Raw genomic sequence first — 14,985 nt, forward strand, 5'->3', positions numbered from 1 at the left:
GTCCGTTATTGCAAGTCAATAGCAATAAACTCAGTCGGGAAATTCTCCGTTCGCTGCCAGAACTTCGCCCGCCAGATACAGCGACCCTAGGATCAGGATCACCCCGCTTTCGACGCCGCTCCGGCGAATGGCGGACAGTGCCGATGCAGGGTCCGCCGCGGTGCGCGTCTCCGCAATGCCAAGGGTGCGTGCTGCATCGGCAAGCGTTTCGGGCGCATGATGGGCATGGCCCGGCACCGGTATCGCGGTCAGCGATTCGGTAAAGGATGCGAACGGCGCGAGCAGCCCGGCCATATCCTTGTTCGACAGCATGCCGCACACGAGATGCACCGGACGCCCGGCGGCGCGCTCGGCTATCGCGGTGCTGATCGCTTCGCCCGCCGCCGGATTATGGCCGCCGTCGAGCCACAACTCGCAGCCGTCGCCAAGCAGATCGGTGAGCGGGCCGGGCAGCAGCCGCTGCATCCGCGCGGGCCAGGTCGCGGCGATCGGTGCGGCGAGCAGCGCCTTGTCGCTGACGCTCACCCGGTCCTGCGCGCGGATCGTCGCGATAGCGAGCGCCAGATTGAAAGCCTGATGCGCGCCGGGCAGGATCGGCGCGGCAAGCGAGATGCTGCCCAGCGGATCGGTCAGCGTGATGCCGGTTTCGGTCCGTTCCAGATCCCAGTCGCGCTGCCGCGCGCGCAGATCGGCACCGCGCTCTTCGGCAATCCGGGCAACAGCTTGCGCAGCCTCAGCAGGGTAAGAAAGCGTGACCAGCGGGCGTCCGGCCCTTGCAATCCCGGCCTTTTCCGCCGCGATTGCGCCGATCGTGTCGCCGAGAAATGCCTGATGGTCGAGGCCTAGCTGCGCAATGGCGCAGGCGGCGGGATCGGCGACCATATTGGTTGCGTCGAGCCTGCCGCCGAGCCCGACCTCGATCACGCACGCATCGGCAGGTTCGCGCGAAAAGGCGAGGAATGCGGCGGCGGCAGTGACTTCGAAAAAGCTCGCACCGATATCGCCGCCCCGGTCGAGCACTTCGCCCAGCAGCGCGGCCAGCGCATCGTCCGAAATCAGCGATCCCGCGATCCGGATACGCTCGTTGAAGCGAACCAGATGCGGGCTGGTGAAAACATGCACCCGCTTGCCGTCCGCCTCCAGAGCGGCGCGCAGAAACGCGCAGGTCGACCCTTTGCCGTTGGTACCCGCGACATGAAACACCGGCGGCAGCGCATCGTGCGGATTGCCGAGCCGATCGAGCAACCGGGTGATCCGGTCCAGCCCCAGAATATCGGCACCCGGCCCCAGCGCCATCAGCCGGTCGAGTTGCTGCTGCACCGCCGGATGGTCGGAAATTGCGTGATCGGCCATGATCCGCCCCTGATCGAGACTGTGGTTAGGCTGCCTTTTTATCGGGCGTCAGATAGCCTGCCAGCTTGGCGAGCGTCTCACGCAATTCCTTGCGATGGGTGACCATGTCGACCAGCCCGTGGTCGCGATAATATTCCGATGTCTGGAAATCATCGGGCAGCTTTTCGCGGATCGTGCTTTCGATCACCCGGCGCCCGGTAAAGGCGAGCGTCGCCTTGGGCTCCGCAATCTGGACATCGCCCAGCATCGCATAAGCGGCCATCACCCCGCCCGAGGTCGGATCGGTGAGCACGACGATATAGGGCAGGCCCGCGTCGTGCAGCATTTCGATGGCGACGGTCGTGCGCGGCATCTGCATCAGGCTGAGAATGCCCTCCTGCATGCGCGCGCCGCCCGATGCGGTGAAGACGATATAGGGGCTGCGCTCCGCAATTGCCTTTTCGACGCCCTGAATGAAGGCTTCGCCCACGGCTTGCCCCATGGAGCCGCCCATGAATGCGAAATTCTGCACGCCGACCACGACCTTGTGCCCGTCGATCGCGCCGGTCGCGTTTAAAAAGGCGTCCTGATCGCCGGTATCGGCGCGCGCTGCCTTCAACCGGTCGGTATAGCGTTTCGAATCGCGGAATTTCAGCGGATCGTCCGTAACGCGCGGGGCGGGGAGGACCGTAAATTTCGCATCGTCGAACAATTGCGCGAAACGCTGTGCCGGGCCGATCCGGCCATGATGGTCGCAATTGGGGCAGACGTGCAGATTATCCTCATATTCCTTGGTGAAGATCATCTGACCGCAGCCCTTGCACTTGTGCCAGAGATGGTCGGGGGTTTCGCGCTTGGTGATGAACGGAATCGCGTTGCGCACGCGGTTAAGCCAGCTCATGGGATTATCCTTCCTCTGCCCGCAGAGCCCTGGCGAGCCCCGCGACATACTCAGTGACGGCCGCCGGTGCGTCGACGCTATGCTTCGCGATGATTTCGACAATCGCCGATCCGACGACCACGCCGTCCGCGACACGGCCGATCGCTGCCGCCTGATCGGGGGTGCGCACGCCGAAGCCGACCGCGATCGGCAGGTCGGTTGCGCTTTTCAGCCGGGCGACGGCTGCCTCGATCGAATCCTGCGCCGCCTGTTGAAGACCGGTGATCCCGGCGACCGAGACATAATAGAGAAAACCGCTCGCGCCATCCACCACGCGCGGCAGGCGCGCGGTATCGGTGGTCGGGGTGGCGAGGCGCACAAGGTGCAGCCCGGTTTCGCGCAGGGCGGGGCCGAGTGCGCCATCCTCCTCGGGCGGAATATCGACGCAGATCACCCCGTCCGCGCCCGCATCGCGCGCGGCGCCGGCAAACCATTCGGCCCCCCGGCGCAGCATCGGATTGGCATAACCCATCAGGATCAGCGGCACGTTCGGATGCCGCTGGCGAAAGCCGGTGGCGATGGCGAGGATATCCGCCGTCGTCGTACCGCGCGCCAGGCTACGCAGATTGGCGGCCTGAATCGCCGGGCCGTCGGCCATCGGATCAGTGAACGGCATGCCGAGTTCGACAATATCGGCACCGCCCGCGACCAGCGCGTCGAGATTGGCGGCGGTATCGCCGTCGCCCGCAGTCACGAACGTCACCAACGCAGCGCGGCCTTCGGCACGTGCATTGGCAAAGGCAGCGGCCAGACGGTCGAGCTGTGCCGCTGCCCCCTCAACCGGAGTCATCGGAACCGGACTGTTCACGCGAAATCCCCCCGCGCGCTGCGGCGACGAACCGCGCGGCGCGTGATGATCGCCGATGCGCCGATCGCGAAGAAGAAGATCAGGACCAATATCGTCGCCGGTATCGCGACCAGCGAAAGGCTGAACATACCGGCAGCGGCAATATTCCAGATCAGGATACCGGCGAGCTCGATCCCCAGAGCCCATAGCATGAAAGAGACGATGATATATTGCAGACGGGTCATATCTTTACTCCCAGCGCCTCTGCCACGGTGAAAATATCCTTGTCGCCCCGGCCGCACAGATTGGCGAGGATGATGGCGTTTTCGTCCATGTCGCGCGCTTTCTCCGCCACCGCCGCGATGGCATGCGAAGGCTCCAACGCGGGAATGATCCCCTCGGTCCGGCACAATAGCTGAAAGGCGTCGAGCGCCTGCCGGTCGGTAACTGCGGTATAATCGACGCGCCCGATATCTTTCAGCCAGCTATGTTCCGGGCCGATGCCGGGATAATCGAGCCCTGCCGAGATCGAATGCGCCTCGGCGATCTGCCCGTCTTCATCCTGCAGCAAATAGGTCTTGTTGCCGTGCAGCACCCCCGGAACGCCGCCGGCAAGGCTGGCCGCATGTCGGGCGTCGAGCCCTTCGCCCGCCGCTTCGACGCCGAGCATCGCGACGTCCTTGTCATCCAGAAACGGATGGAACAGGCCGATCGCGTTCGACCCGCCGCCGATCGCCGCGACAAGCAGGTCGGGCAGCCGCCCCGTACGCGCCTGCATCTGTTCTCGCGCCTCACGCCCGATCACGCTTTGAAAATCGCGGACGAGTTCGGGATAGGGGTGCGGGCCGGCGGCTGTGCCGATGATGTAGAAGGTGTCTCCGACATTCGCGACCCAGTCGCGCAGCGCCTCGTTCATCGCGTCCTTCAGCGTGCGTGCACCCGATTCGACCGCGCGAACCTCCGCGCCCAGCAGCTTCATGCGGAAGACGTTGGGCTGCTGCCGCTCGACGTCCTTGGCGCCCATATAGATGACGCAGGGCAGGCCGAAGCGCGCGCATACGGTGGCGGTCGCGACGCCATGCTGCCCAGCCCCGGTCTCCGCGATGATCCGCGTTTTGCCCATGCGGATGGCGAGCAGAATCTGGCCGATGCAATTGTTGATCTTGTGCGCGCCGGTATGGTTGAGTTCGTCGCGCTTGAACCAGATCTGCGCGCCTTTGCCGAGCCCTGCATCCTTGCGCAGTTCCTCGGTCAGCCGCTCGGCATAATAAAGCGGGCTGGGCCGCCCGACATAATGTTCGAGCAGGTCGTCGAATTGCGCCTGAAACGCCGGATCGGCCTTTGCCGAGCGATAGGCCTGTTCGAGGCTCAGGATCAGCGGCATCAGCGTTTCGGCGACATAGCGGCCGCCGAATTCACCGAAATGGCCCCGCTCATCGGGAAGCGCGCGATAGGAATTGGGTATGGTCATAGCATTGCGGCGTTTAGCAGGCTTGGCGGGCGAGCCAATCCCCCTTCAACGTGCGCGTGCCGCGCGAAGAAAGGCGGCGATGCGAGCAGGGTCCTTGACGCCCGGCGCAGTTTCGACGCCTGAGGACACATCGACCAGCGTTGCGCCGGTGCGCGCAATAGCCTCCGCGACATTGGCCGCATCCAGCCCGCCCGACAGTGCCCAGGGCGCGGGATGGCGAAATCCGCGCAGCAGATTCCAGTCGAAACGAAGCCCCATGCCGCCGGGCAGCGCGGCGGTATCGGGCGTCTTGGCGTCATACAGGATGCGATCGGCAGCGCCTGCCAGCGTGCCCGCCTGCGCCAGATCGGCGCTGGTCTTGACCGCAAGCGCACCCCAGACTTCGCGCGCGAGCCGGGCGCGGATGGCCGCGATCCGATCGGGCGCGGTTTTGTGGAGTTGCAATATGTCGAGCGAGGCAGCGGCGATCGCGCTGTCGATCAGCGCGTCGTCCGGATCGACGAACACCCCGACCCGGCGAACCGCCGCAGGAACGCGATTGGCAAGCGCCGCAGCCTGTTCGAACCCGACATTGCGCGGGCTGGGCGGGAAGAAGACGAAGCCGATATGGCTGGCGCCCCCCGCAATGGCTGAGTCGATGGTGTCGGGGGTGGAAAGGCCGCAAATCTTGGCCGAAACATTGGGCATGGCGCCCCTATAGACGCGGTCAGGCGCACAGGCAAAGCGCTGCCCGCGTTTCTGCATTAACCCATTATATTATAAAAAAAGACGCCCCTGCCGGAACGCATGGTCCCGCGACCTGTTACGGACCTGTACCAAGACCGTAACAGCGGTTCGCAGGGAAAGGACATATTATGCTTTGGACGATCGCGATTATCTTGCTGGTTCTGTGGCTGCTGGGCTTTTTCGCCTTTCATGTCGCCAGCGGGTTGATCCACATCTTGCTGGTAATCGCAGTAGTTGTCGTGATCTGGCAGCTGATTTCGGGCCGCAGGCTATAACCATCGAGCCAGCCCAAAAAGAAAAAGGCCGCCCCGCTTCGCGCGCGGGCGGCCTTTTTCTTGCGCATGGTCTGAGCTTATAGCGTCGCCTCGATCTCGCGCGCGGCCTGATCAGGGTTTTCCGCCTGAGTGATCGGTCGTCCGACCACCAGGATCGAAGCGCCCGAATCCATCGCATGGCGCGGGGTGACCACCCGCTTCTGATCGCCATGGCTGCCATTTGCGGGGCGAACGCCGGGAACGACGAAGAAGCCGTCCTTCCATGCCGCGCGCGCCGCCGCCACTTCGCCGCCCGAACAGACAATGCCGTCGACGCCAGACGATCGGGCAAGCTCGGTCAGGCGAAGCACCTGATCATGTGCCGCACCGCCGACGCCGATTGCGGCAAGGTCATCGCCGTCAAGGCTGGTGAGCATCGTCACCGCGACAACTTTGGTGCCCACCGGTGCAGCTGCCTTGGCATCCTCCAGCATCGCGCGTCCGCCCGATGCATGGACGGTCAGCACCGCCGGTTCGAGCGGACCCAGCGCCTGTATCGCCTTGGCCACCGTATTGGGGATGTCGTGCAGTTTGAGGTCGAGAAAGACCGGCAGGCCGATCGCAGCCATTTCATGCACGCCATGACGCCCGTTCGCCATGAAGAATTCCAGCCCCAGCTTGATCCCGCCGACATGCGCTTTGACCTTTGTGGCAATCGCTTTTGCCCGGTCGAGCTGCGGGGTGTCTAAAGCAACGTAAATCGGCGAACTCATGCATCGTCCTTGCTGCTAGTATCGAATAATGACCCGTCGCGCGGTTCGCTACGCGCGGGCGGAGCAGGGTGGGCGGGTTCAACGACCGCCGGAGCGACGGGAGCGGGCGCTGCCTGCGCGGTGCGCAGATCGTTGAGCGCTCGCTCCGCATTGGCGAGCCGCTGACGCAGGCGCCAGCGTACGGCATGATAGGCAAGCAGCATCGGTACGAAGCCGATCAGGAACATCACCAGCAGCAATAGCGGCAGATTCACCTCGGCAATCAGGCCGCCCCACAGATGGATATCGACCGGCACCCAATTATTATAGGCAAAGGCAAGGCCGAGCCCGATCAGCAACGCCCAGAACAGCGTTTTCAGAAACTGCATCGCGGCGTCTTCCTCCCGGTTTGTTTCGCCAAGCCGGGCGACCTTATGCGTTCATACCCAAAAGGGAAAGGTCAGCCGATCTCCGCCCGCAGCGAATCGAACAGCGCGCTGCTGGCGCGCAGTCGCGGCGCTTCCTCATCCAGAATGGCATGGAACAGCTCGCGCTTGATCGCGGCTACCCGGCCGGACGCGAGGCGGCGGCCCGGCGGCATGGTGGAAACGACGATATCTACCATGCGATCAGCGCCGTGGAGCCGCCCCCACAAATAATCATTCTCGCGATACGCTCTGCTAAAGAATGCGCCGAAGGTGTTGAACTGAATGCCTTTTAAGCTGGCTTCCGCGCCGCCCGTCCGGATGGCGACCGCGTCTTCAGGCGAAATGCGGTCGAGGCGGATCGGATCGAATTCGCCCAGTCCCTCGCCCTGAAGCAGCGGCAGCGTGGCAATATCGAAAAACGCAAAACCGAGATAGGCGAGCAGGATCGGGCGGCGCAGCTCTTTCGACAATTTGCTGAACCCCTCGGACAGCCAGGCGTCGGTCTGCGCATCCAGCTCGGTCAGGTTCATTCGCGCCGCCAGCCGGTCGAGTATCGGCCCGGCGTCCTTGTCCATTGCACAGATTTCCGCCTTCAGATCGAGGAAACTGGCAGTGCGTTCCAGCTCGAGATAGGCAGCGAGCGATTCGTAAACGGCGTCGCGGATCGGCTGCAATTCCGCTTCGACGCAATCAGCATCGAGATCGGTGATGCGGCGCGCAAGCAGGCGGAGCCGCCGGATGCGGAAGGAAAGATCAAGGCTGCGCAGGAAATTCAGCGTCGCCGGGGAAATGCCGCCCGATTGCGTGACCGAGAAGTCGCGTGCGCCGCGCTGTTCGACGGTTCTCGCAATTGCCGCGCGCAGGCGGCGCTCATCATCCGGGCCGGGCAGCTGAGCGACCGAATGCAGCAGTTCGGCGATCTTGTCGATGATGCCGTCGACCTTCAGCTGACCATAAGCGGCATGGGTATAGCCCGCTTTTTCCACCGCGACGCTGTGCGCGCGGTTGCGCCAGGCAACGATCCGCTTGGTGGTGGGATAATCGAGGAACAGCGTATAGCCGAACAGCGATACGACCTGATTTTCCACTTCGTCGCGAATGGCTTCGACAATGGCGAGCATGCGTTCGATCTTTTCCGATCGCTCCGAAATCGCTTCCAGATTGTCGCTGACCGGCTGCTGGCGCGGCAGTTCGGACAGCGCGCCGATGATCGTCTGGAAAAAGCCGGGCTTGCGCTTCGGTTCGCGGCTGATCCCGAAGCGCAGGCCGGGAACGGGATCGATAAAGACGAATCGCCGGTCGACATGACGCCGCGCAGGGCGTTCGCGCAGCGCCGCCATCGCCGGGGCAAAGGGCGCGTTCACGAGCACCGCGCCGTCGATCAGCACCACCGTGTCGATTACATTCGCCCGATACTGGCGCGGAAGCACGCGGCGCAGAAATGGCTCGCGGCTCTGCCATTCCATGTCGCGCTGTTCGAGCACCTTGTCGAGTTCGGCCACCATGAACGGCGGGAAGGCGCCCGGAAAGCTGGAGGTAGCACGCGCGGCAAAGGCGAGCTCGGCCGGGTGACCGACCGCGCTGTCGCCGCTCCCGCTATCGGTGAAGGAACAGACCAGCCGATGCTCGGTCTCGATTACCTCTTCGGGCGAATTGAGCCGCAACCGCTCGGGATGCCCGCCGAAATCGGTGATGGTGACGAAAAGGTCGAGCGGCTGACCGTCGGGGAGCAGCCGGCCCGTCTTTTCTCCGCTGCGCATCGCTTCCAGCGCATCGAACAGCATGTTGAGGAACTGCGCGCCGCCAAAGGGCGGTTCAAACCAGCGCGCGCGAACGAAATGCTCAAGCTTTGTGCGGACCTCGTCGCGCGTCGCGGCGTCGAGCGTGTCCTCCACCCCCTGTTCGCGCCGTTCGGCCATCCATGCGATGGGAAGCGCCCATAATTTCGTAAACTTCGATCCCGGCGCTGCGTCAGGCGACAGCAATGCCTGCACATCCGCTTTTTCGAGCCACATGTCGGTCAGCGGTTCGAGCGACTGGCCGGTCGCAATCGCCTGAGATAGGAAGATTCCGTTGATGCCGCCCGCGCTTGCCCCGGCGACGATGTCGATCATGACGCGAAGGTTCAGATCGGCGGTTTCGGCGATTTCGTCGAGCAGCGCCTGATATATCCGACGGCTGCCCCGGTCGGACATTTCCCCGTCGCGCCGCGACTTGCTGGCGCAGATCAGATGCCATTGCTCCTTGGTGATACCGTGCATGTAAACGGCAAGGCTGATCCCGCCATAGCAGATCAGCGCCAGCCTTAATTCCTTGTCACGCATCACCCGAAGCCGCCTGTCATCCTGTCCGTTTTCTTTGAATTATAGCGAGATGTCGGCCCAGATGGGCAAATGGTCCGACGCAGTGCGCGCCGCTGCGCTGCTATGCACGCCCGCTTTTGCAACCGTGATGCCATGCGAGACCATGATCCGGTCGAGCTTGCCCACCGGGCGGCGCGCATGAAAACTGCGCCCGCATTCGGCGAAATCGAAGTTGCGGCTGAAATCGCGCAGACATCCCGAATTGCGCGTCCATTCGTTGAGGTCGCCCATCATCACCGTGGGAACCGCCCCGCCGCGTCCGGTCAGATGCGACAGAATCGCCTTTGCCTGACGCCGCCGCCACAGCCCCGAAAGATCGAGATGCATTCCCACGATCCGCAGCACCGCCCGCCCGATCCGGACATCGGCGAGCACTGCGCCGCGTGGTTCCAGCGCGGGCAGATGGATCGGCTCGCAATCGATGATCTCCGCGCGTTTGCGAACCAGCAGCACATTGCCGTGCCACCCCATGCTGAGCGGACGCATGGTGACCGGCACCGGCTTCCAATCGGTATGTTCGTCGAGGAGATGCGGCGCAATGACGCTCATCCGCTTGCCGAAGCGGCGATCCGCTTCCTGCAGCGCAACCACATCGGCGTCGATTTCCTTCAGGACGTGGAGCGTGCGTTCGGGATCGCACCGCCGGTCGAGCCCGACCGATTTGTGCATATTATAGCTTGCGACTTTAATCATTCCCGACCCGATCATTCCTGTCATCAACCCGCGAAGCGGCGCCGGGTTTCGCTTCACCCGCGCGGCAGGCGGATCGTTGCGATCAGGCCGTCGCCATCGCGGTTGGCGAGCACGATATCACCGCCTGCTTCGCGCACAATGGCGCGGGCAAGCGCCAGGCCGAGGCCGATCCCTCCGGTATCGCGATTGCGCGAGCTTTCGAGGCGGGTGAACGGATCGAAGACATCGGCCATCCGATCCGAGGGAATGCCGGGACCGCGATCGGCGATCTCAATATTAACCCGCGCGCCGTCATCGATCAGCCGCACCTCCGCTCCGCCGCCATATTTGACCGCATTTTCGATGAGGTTGCGGATTGCACGGCGCATCAGCGAGGGCCGCAGCCGGATGCGGGTGCGTGGGGCTTCCTCCGCGGAAACATCGGCACCGAGATCGCGAAAATCCTCGACCACCGCGTCGACCAGCGCGGCCAGATCGACATCGCTTGCGGCTTCGCTGGGCCGGCCCAGCCGGGCGAGCGACAATATGTCTTCCAGCGTGCGGTTCATTTCTTCGATAATCGCCGCCATCCGCTCCCGATCGCCATCATCCTCGACCGATTCAATCCGCACGCGCAGGGCGGCGAGCGGGGTGCGAAGGTCATGGCCGATCGCGCCGAGCATCCGGTCCTTTTCATCGAGCATCGCGGTCACGCGTTCCGACAGCTGGTTGAATGCAGCGATCACCGCGCGGACATCGCCGGGGCCGCGTTCGGCGACGGGCGCGGCGGGACGGGAGGGATCGAAATACCGCGCTGCATCGGCAAGGTGCCCGAGCGGTCTGGCAATCCTGCGACCGATCCAGAACATCGGGATCAGCATCACCATATAGATTATCGCGGTCTGAAAGATCAGCTGCCAGAATATGAAATTGTCATTGCCCGGCCAGGGTGCGCGAATGTTCAGCCAGCCGCGCTCGGGCAGTTCGACTGCGATGCGAAGCTCATTGATCGATCGACGAAGGCGAGGGCGCTTCTGCGCCGTCGGCGGGCGCGGTCCGGCGCGGGACGGGGCGATGCGCGTTGCGATGATCCCGGGCTGGTATCCGTTATCGTTCAGTGCCTTGCGAAGCATTTTTTCCAATGCTTCCGCGTCATGGTGATGCGGCGGTATGGCGGGCAGCGGCCCGATATTGCTCTGACGTATACCGCGCCGGTCATCGATCGGCTGGCCGAGGCGCAGTGCCTCCACCGAATCGAGCACGCGGTTGACGGCGGGAATGGTGAATTGCGCGGTGCGCAGCTGACGCCGCCCGTTGAGCAGCAGCGCGAAATTGATCGCCTGCGCCACGAACAGCAAAATGGCGACCAGCAGCATCAGCTGGCCCGGCAGGCTTTTGGGCAGCAGCGAACGGCTCACAGCCGCGTGACTTCCGCCGCCAGCGTATAGCCGCCGCCCCAGACGGTCTTGATGATCTGCGGATTTTTGGGATCAGGCTCGATCTTTTTGCGAAGGCGGCTGACCTGATTGTCGATCGCCCGGTCGAAGGCCGCTGCCTCGCGCCCCTGAGTGAGGTCGAGCAGCTGATCGCGGGTCAGCACCTGACGCGGGCGCGTGACGAGGACATGGAGCAGGTTATATTCGCCGCTCGACAGCGCGACGGTGACGCCTTCGCGATCGACCAGCGCGCGCTCGGCAGTTTTCAGCACCCATCCGGCAAAGGAAAATGCGCTCGCATCGGGTCCGTTCTGCCGCGCACCGCCGGAATCGGCGCGGCGCAGCACGACCTTGATCCGCGCCGCCAGCTCGCGCGGGGAAAAGGGTTTGGTGACATAATCATCGGCGCCGATTTCCAGCCCGACGATCCGGTCGGTCTCCTCAGCTTTGGCGGTCAGCAGGATCACCGGCACCTCGCTGGTCGCGCGAATATGGCGGCACAGCGACAGCCCGTCCTCGCCCGGCATCATGATGTCGAGAATGACGAGGTCGATGGAATAGGCGTTGAGCCGCGCCCGCGCGCTTTCGGCGTCGCCCGACTGGGTGACCCGAAACCCTTGTTTGGTCAGATACTGAGCGAGCGGTTCGCGGATCGATCGCTCGTCATCGACCAGCAGCAGGTGCGGAGTTTCGGCCATCGCCATGGGCTAGCATATTCCGGGGCAGGGGAAAGGGTTCGCGCCGCCAGTCGCAACGATGACATCCGACCGGCGACACGAAGAAGGCTCAGTCCGCTCTGCCGGGGAGAGGCGGGGGCGGTGGCAGGGGAGCGCCCGGCGGAGGCGGCGGCGGCACGGCTCCCGCAGGCGGAGCAGGCGGCATATCGCCGCGGCGATGGGCGCGATGCCCCTTGTGCCGGGCGCGCATCGCGTCATGCTCCGCTTTGTCGATCCGGCCGTCATGATTGGCGTCGGCGCGCTCGAATCGCTTCAGGGCAGCGGCGCGGAACTCGGCCTGACTGATCATGCCGTTGCCGTCGGTGTCCATTCGCGCAAAATGTTTCGCTTTGCGCTCCTGACGTGCATCAGCGCGATCGGGACGGGCGTTTTTCCGCTCCGCCCGCTTTGCGGTCCATGCCGCGCGCGCCGCCTGACGCTCTTCGGGCGAAAGCGTGCCGTCCTTGTCGGTATCGAACCGATCGAGCATCGCCTTGCGCGCCTGCGGGTTCATCGGATGCTTGCCGCGGCGATGATGGCGCGCGTTCATTTCTTCGGGTGAAATCTGTCCGTCTTTGTTGGTGTCGAGCCGCGCGAACATGCGGTCGGCAGCAGCAAGTGCCTCTTCGCGCGTGACGATGCCGTCGCCGTTCGCATCAGGCCCGACATGATGCCCGGGCGGCGGTGGCGGCGGCGCTTGCTGCGCAAAAGCCGGCGCGCTGCCCGCCATAGCGGTAGTGCAAAGCGCGGCGGCAAGGAAAATCTTCTTCATTTCCAACCATCCTTTCAACGGGTGCGGAAGCAATGGCCCCCGCGAACGATGGCGGTTATGCGGACCGGGTGTCGCGTATCTTTGTCGACGCACCGGTCCATTTGTCGCAAATTGTCGCGCGGTCCGCAGTCCGGGACAGCGGCGGACACCCTTGAGCATGCGGCGGAGCGCATGCGAACCCGCCGCCGTGTCGCTCGTTAATCGGACCGGCGGAATTCCCAGCGATCGAAATCGAACAGCGCATCCCCGCTGCCGTGAAAGACCAGAAACAGGTCGTGAATCCCGTTCGCCCCTGTCACGGTGGTCGCCTGGGAATGCCAGTCCGGCGCGGCGTCGTCCTTCAGGGCAAGCGTGCCGATCACCGGGCCGTCGACCCGGTCGAGATGCAGCGTAATCGTGGGACGCCCCTGCACCCTGGCGACACTGGCGGCAAAGTTTGCCGCGCCGCGTCCGAAATCGACTCCGCCGACCATGATATAGCTACGGTCCGCGACGCGCGTGACATATATGCGTCCGTCCGCTTCCTGCGCGGTGGTTACGCCGGGTGCCCAGCGATAGGGCCGGTCACGGTCGCGTCTGATGCGCGACGTCCATGCGATCGTCTCGGCTTCGACTTCGCGATAGGGATCGAGCGGTTCGATCTGGTCGACGCCCCGGTCATCCCACCAGAGCAGACGCGGTATGGTGCCGTCTTCATTATACGTGAATTGCCGCACGGTAACCGAGCGCCGTTCATGATGGATCGGCGTCATCGCGAAGTTCAGCTCGTAGTGAAAGCCGAACAGATAGGAGTGGCCTTTATAATCGATGATGCCCGGATGGTTGCCGGTGGAGGCGGCATTGGGGTCCATGACAGGGCCCTTATGCACCCAGGGGCCGGTCGCGCGGTCACTCATCGCATAGCCGATCCCCTCGGGGCAGCAGGTTGAGGCGTAGGCCATGTAATAATGGCTGCCGCGTTTATAGAACCAGGGGCCTTCCTGATAGTCGATCGGCTTCGCGACCTTCGTGACCGGCCCGGAAAAGCTGGTCATGTCGGGATTCAGGCGGACATACCACAGGTCAGGATTCCCCCAGTAAAGATATGCCTGACCATCATCGTCGATTGCCACGGTCGGATCGATCGCGCCGAAGCGGGCAGCGATCAGCGGCTTGCCCAGCGGATCGCGAAACGGTCCCTCGGGGCGGTTGGCCACCGCCACGCCGATCGCCGTGTCCGGATCGCCGGCAACCCGAACCGGGGCGTAGAGATAGAATTTGCCGCCCCGGGCGATGACCTGCGGCGCCCAGGCGCCATTGTCCTGCTTTGCCCAGGGGAAGGTCCGGAGCGAGGCGGGCGATCCCCGGTCGGTCCAGTTGACCATATCGGTCGAACTGTAGAGCCGCCAGTCGAGCATGTGGAACCCGTTCGCATCATCCTCGTCATGGCCGGTATAGAGATACACTACGCCGTCATGGACCAGCGGCGCCGGGTCGGCGGTAAAACGTGTCTGGATGATCGGATTGTCGGCCAGCGCTCCGGCGGGCGACATGCCGGCCAGTATCGCGCCCAGAATGCCGAGGGTCGATCGCCGCCTCGCTATCATATTCGGTCCTTTCCCGGTCAATCGGGCGGGCGGCGAACGGCCCGCCCCGGCATGTGTCAGAAGCGGAAGCGCACGCCGGCCGAAAGCAGGCTTGCCTCCCATCGGATATCGCGCGGATAGCGCGGATCCTTTACATAGCTGTGATAGGGGTTTTGCAGCAAATTGGTGGCGTCGACCGTCACCGTGAGGTTGCTGTTGATATTATAGCTGGCCGACAGATCGAGCCGCCCGACCGCACCCGAATAGACGGTGGTGAACACCCCCGGCGCACCGAACCCGTCCAGATTGGCGCTGCGGTAGTTATAGGCCAGCCTGACGCTCGTCGGGCCCAGCTCGTACAGCCCGATAAGGTTGAAGCTGTATTTGGAAACGGCGGGCAGCGTCTGAGTGCCACCGGCGAAATTGGCTGCCGGGGGGACGATCTGCTTGGCATCGATATAGGTGAAATTGGCCTGAGCGCCGAGCCCACGCAGCGCGCCGGGCAGGAAGTCGAAAAACGCGGTCGCGGCCGCTTCGATTCCCTTGATCTCCCCGGAACTGGAATTCAACGGCCGATAGACCAGAATCTCGCCATAAGGAGGGACATTCACCTGATCGGGTAAGGTGTTGATAAACCCATGAATCTTGCGATAGAATCCCGCGAGCGATACTGAGCCTGGTCTGAGCCCGTAGTTTCTACCATTTACGAGTAGAGCCTTGGGCCGTTTTGATGCCCTTCACTGGGCGTGATGGCAACAACCGTATTGGGGG

15 protein-coding genes and 1 pseudogene are annotated in these 14,985 nt (G+C 63.7%); 1 reads left to right on the plus strand and 15 read right to left on the minus strand.

From position 1 onward, the window contains the following. Positions 1 to 30 precede the first annotated feature (30 nt). The 6 genes from EV664_RS18480 to EV664_RS18505 are packed head-to-tail and all read right to left on the minus strand — an operon-like array spanning position 31 to position 5,217. Positions 31 to 1,353 carry a bifunctional folylpolyglutamate synthase/dihydrofolate synthase gene (locus tag EV664_RS18480; RefSeq protein ID WP_133497127.1) on the minus strand — a complete coding sequence of 441 codons (1,323 nt, stop codon included), beginning with the start codon at positions 1,351 to 1,353 and terminating at the stop codon, positions 31 to 33. Positions 1,354 to 1,378: 25 nt separating this feature from the next. Then, positions 1,379 to 2,233, minus strand: coding sequence for an acetyl-CoA carboxylase, carboxyltransferase subunit beta (accD, locus tag EV664_RS18485; RefSeq protein WP_133497128.1), 855 nt, complete (start codon positions 2,231 to 2,233; stop codon positions 1,379 to 1,381). 4 nt (positions 2,234 to 2,237) lie between these two features. Further along, positions 2,238 to 3,062: a tryptophan synthase subunit alpha gene (trpA, locus tag EV664_RS18490; RefSeq protein WP_133497142.1), complete on the minus strand. Its 825-nt coding sequence runs from the start codon at positions 3,060 to 3,062 to the stop codon at positions 2,238 to 2,240. A 14-nt stretch (positions 3,063 to 3,076) separates the two neighbouring features. Continuing rightward, a complete protein-coding gene (locus EV664_RS18495) occupies positions 3,077 to 3,304 on the minus strand; it encodes a hypothetical protein (RefSeq protein ID WP_133497129.1) in 228 nt (75 codons plus the stop codon). Continuing rightward, a complete protein-coding gene (gene trpB / locus EV664_RS18500; RefSeq protein ID WP_133497130.1) occupies positions 3,301 to 4,530 on the minus strand; it encodes a tryptophan synthase subunit beta in 1,230 nt (409 codons plus the stop codon). Before trpB ends, EV664_RS18495 begins: the two co-directional genes overlap by 4 nt. A 45-nt stretch (positions 4,531 to 4,575) precedes the next feature. Then, the gene (locus tag EV664_RS18505) at positions 4,576 to 5,217 is read right to left on the minus strand and encodes a phosphoribosylanthranilate isomerase (protein WP_133497131.1); all 642 of its coding nucleotides are present in this window, start codon (positions 5,215 to 5,217) and stop codon (positions 4,576 to 4,578) included. Positions 5,218 to 5,384: 167 nt separating this feature from the next. Between EV664_RS18505 and EV664_RS18510 the strand changes: the two genes are divergently transcribed. Next, positions 5,385 to 5,531: a lmo0937 family membrane protein gene (locus tag EV664_RS18510; protein ID WP_133497132.1), complete on the plus strand. Its 147-nt coding sequence runs from the start codon at positions 5,385 to 5,387 to the stop codon at positions 5,529 to 5,531. Positions 5,532 to 5,608: 77 nt separating this feature from the next. Here the strand turns inward: EV664_RS18510 and pyrF are convergent, their stop codons facing one another. The 9 genes and pseudogenes from pyrF to EV664_RS18555 all read right to left on the minus strand — a co-directional run. Beyond that, on the minus strand, positions 5,609 to 6,283 hold the full coding sequence (gene pyrF, locus EV664_RS18515; RefSeq protein WP_133497133.1) for an orotidine-5'-phosphate decarboxylase: 675 nt from the start codon (positions 6,281 to 6,283) through the stop codon (positions 5,609 to 5,611). Further along, positions 6,280 to 6,651, minus strand: a complete 372-nt coding sequence (locus EV664_RS18520; protein WP_133497134.1) for a lipopolysaccharide assembly protein LapA domain-containing protein — start codon at positions 6,649 to 6,651, stop codon at positions 6,280 to 6,282. Before EV664_RS18520 ends, pyrF begins: the two co-directional genes overlap by 4 nt. Before the next feature lie 71 nt (positions 6,652 to 6,722). Beyond that, entirely contained in the window at positions 6,723 to 9,014 is a 2,292-nt protein-coding gene (locus EV664_RS18525; RefSeq protein WP_133497135.1) for a patatin-like protein, read from the minus strand. Between the two features lie 39 nt (positions 9,015 to 9,053). Continuing rightward, positions 9,054 to 9,746, minus strand: coding sequence for an endonuclease/exonuclease/phosphatase family protein (locus tag EV664_RS18530; RefSeq protein WP_188656469.1), 693 nt, complete (start codon positions 9,744 to 9,746; stop codon positions 9,054 to 9,056). Positions 9,747 to 9,799: 53 nt separating this feature from the next. After that, positions 9,800 to 11,143 carry a HAMP domain-containing sensor histidine kinase gene (locus tag EV664_RS18535; RefSeq protein ID WP_229668385.1) on the minus strand — a complete coding sequence of 448 codons (1,344 nt, stop codon included), beginning with the start codon at positions 11,141 to 11,143 and terminating at the stop codon, positions 9,800 to 9,802. Further along, entirely contained in the window at positions 11,140 to 11,859 is a 720-nt protein-coding gene (locus EV664_RS18540) for a response regulator (RefSeq protein WP_133497145.1), read from the minus strand. The genes EV664_RS18535 and EV664_RS18540 overlap by 4 nt, the downstream gene beginning before the upstream one ends. 88 nt (positions 11,860 to 11,947) lie before the next feature. Beyond that, positions 11,948 to 12,649 (minus strand): EF-hand domain-containing protein, encoded by a 702-nt coding sequence (locus EV664_RS18545; protein WP_162848903.1) that lies wholly within the window; start codon positions 12,647 to 12,649, stop codon positions 11,948 to 11,950. 197 nt (positions 12,650 to 12,846) lie between these two features. After that, positions 12,847 to 14,235 carry a glycoside hydrolase family 43 protein gene (locus tag EV664_RS18550; protein ID WP_133497137.1) on the minus strand — a complete coding sequence of 463 codons (1,389 nt, stop codon included), beginning with the start codon at positions 14,233 to 14,235 and terminating at the stop codon, positions 12,847 to 12,849. Between the two features lie 56 nt (positions 14,236 to 14,291). Next, positions 14,292 to 14,885 (minus strand): annotated as a pseudogene (locus EV664_RS18555) (TonB-dependent receptor domain-containing protein); the annotation flags it as partial. Positions 14,886 to 14,985 lie beyond the last annotated feature (100 nt).

This window comes from Stakelama pacifica (genome assembly GCF_004361835.1).
Lineage (GTDB): Bacteria > Pseudomonadota > Alphaproteobacteria > Sphingomonadales > Sphingomonadaceae > Sphingomonas > Sphingomonas pacifica.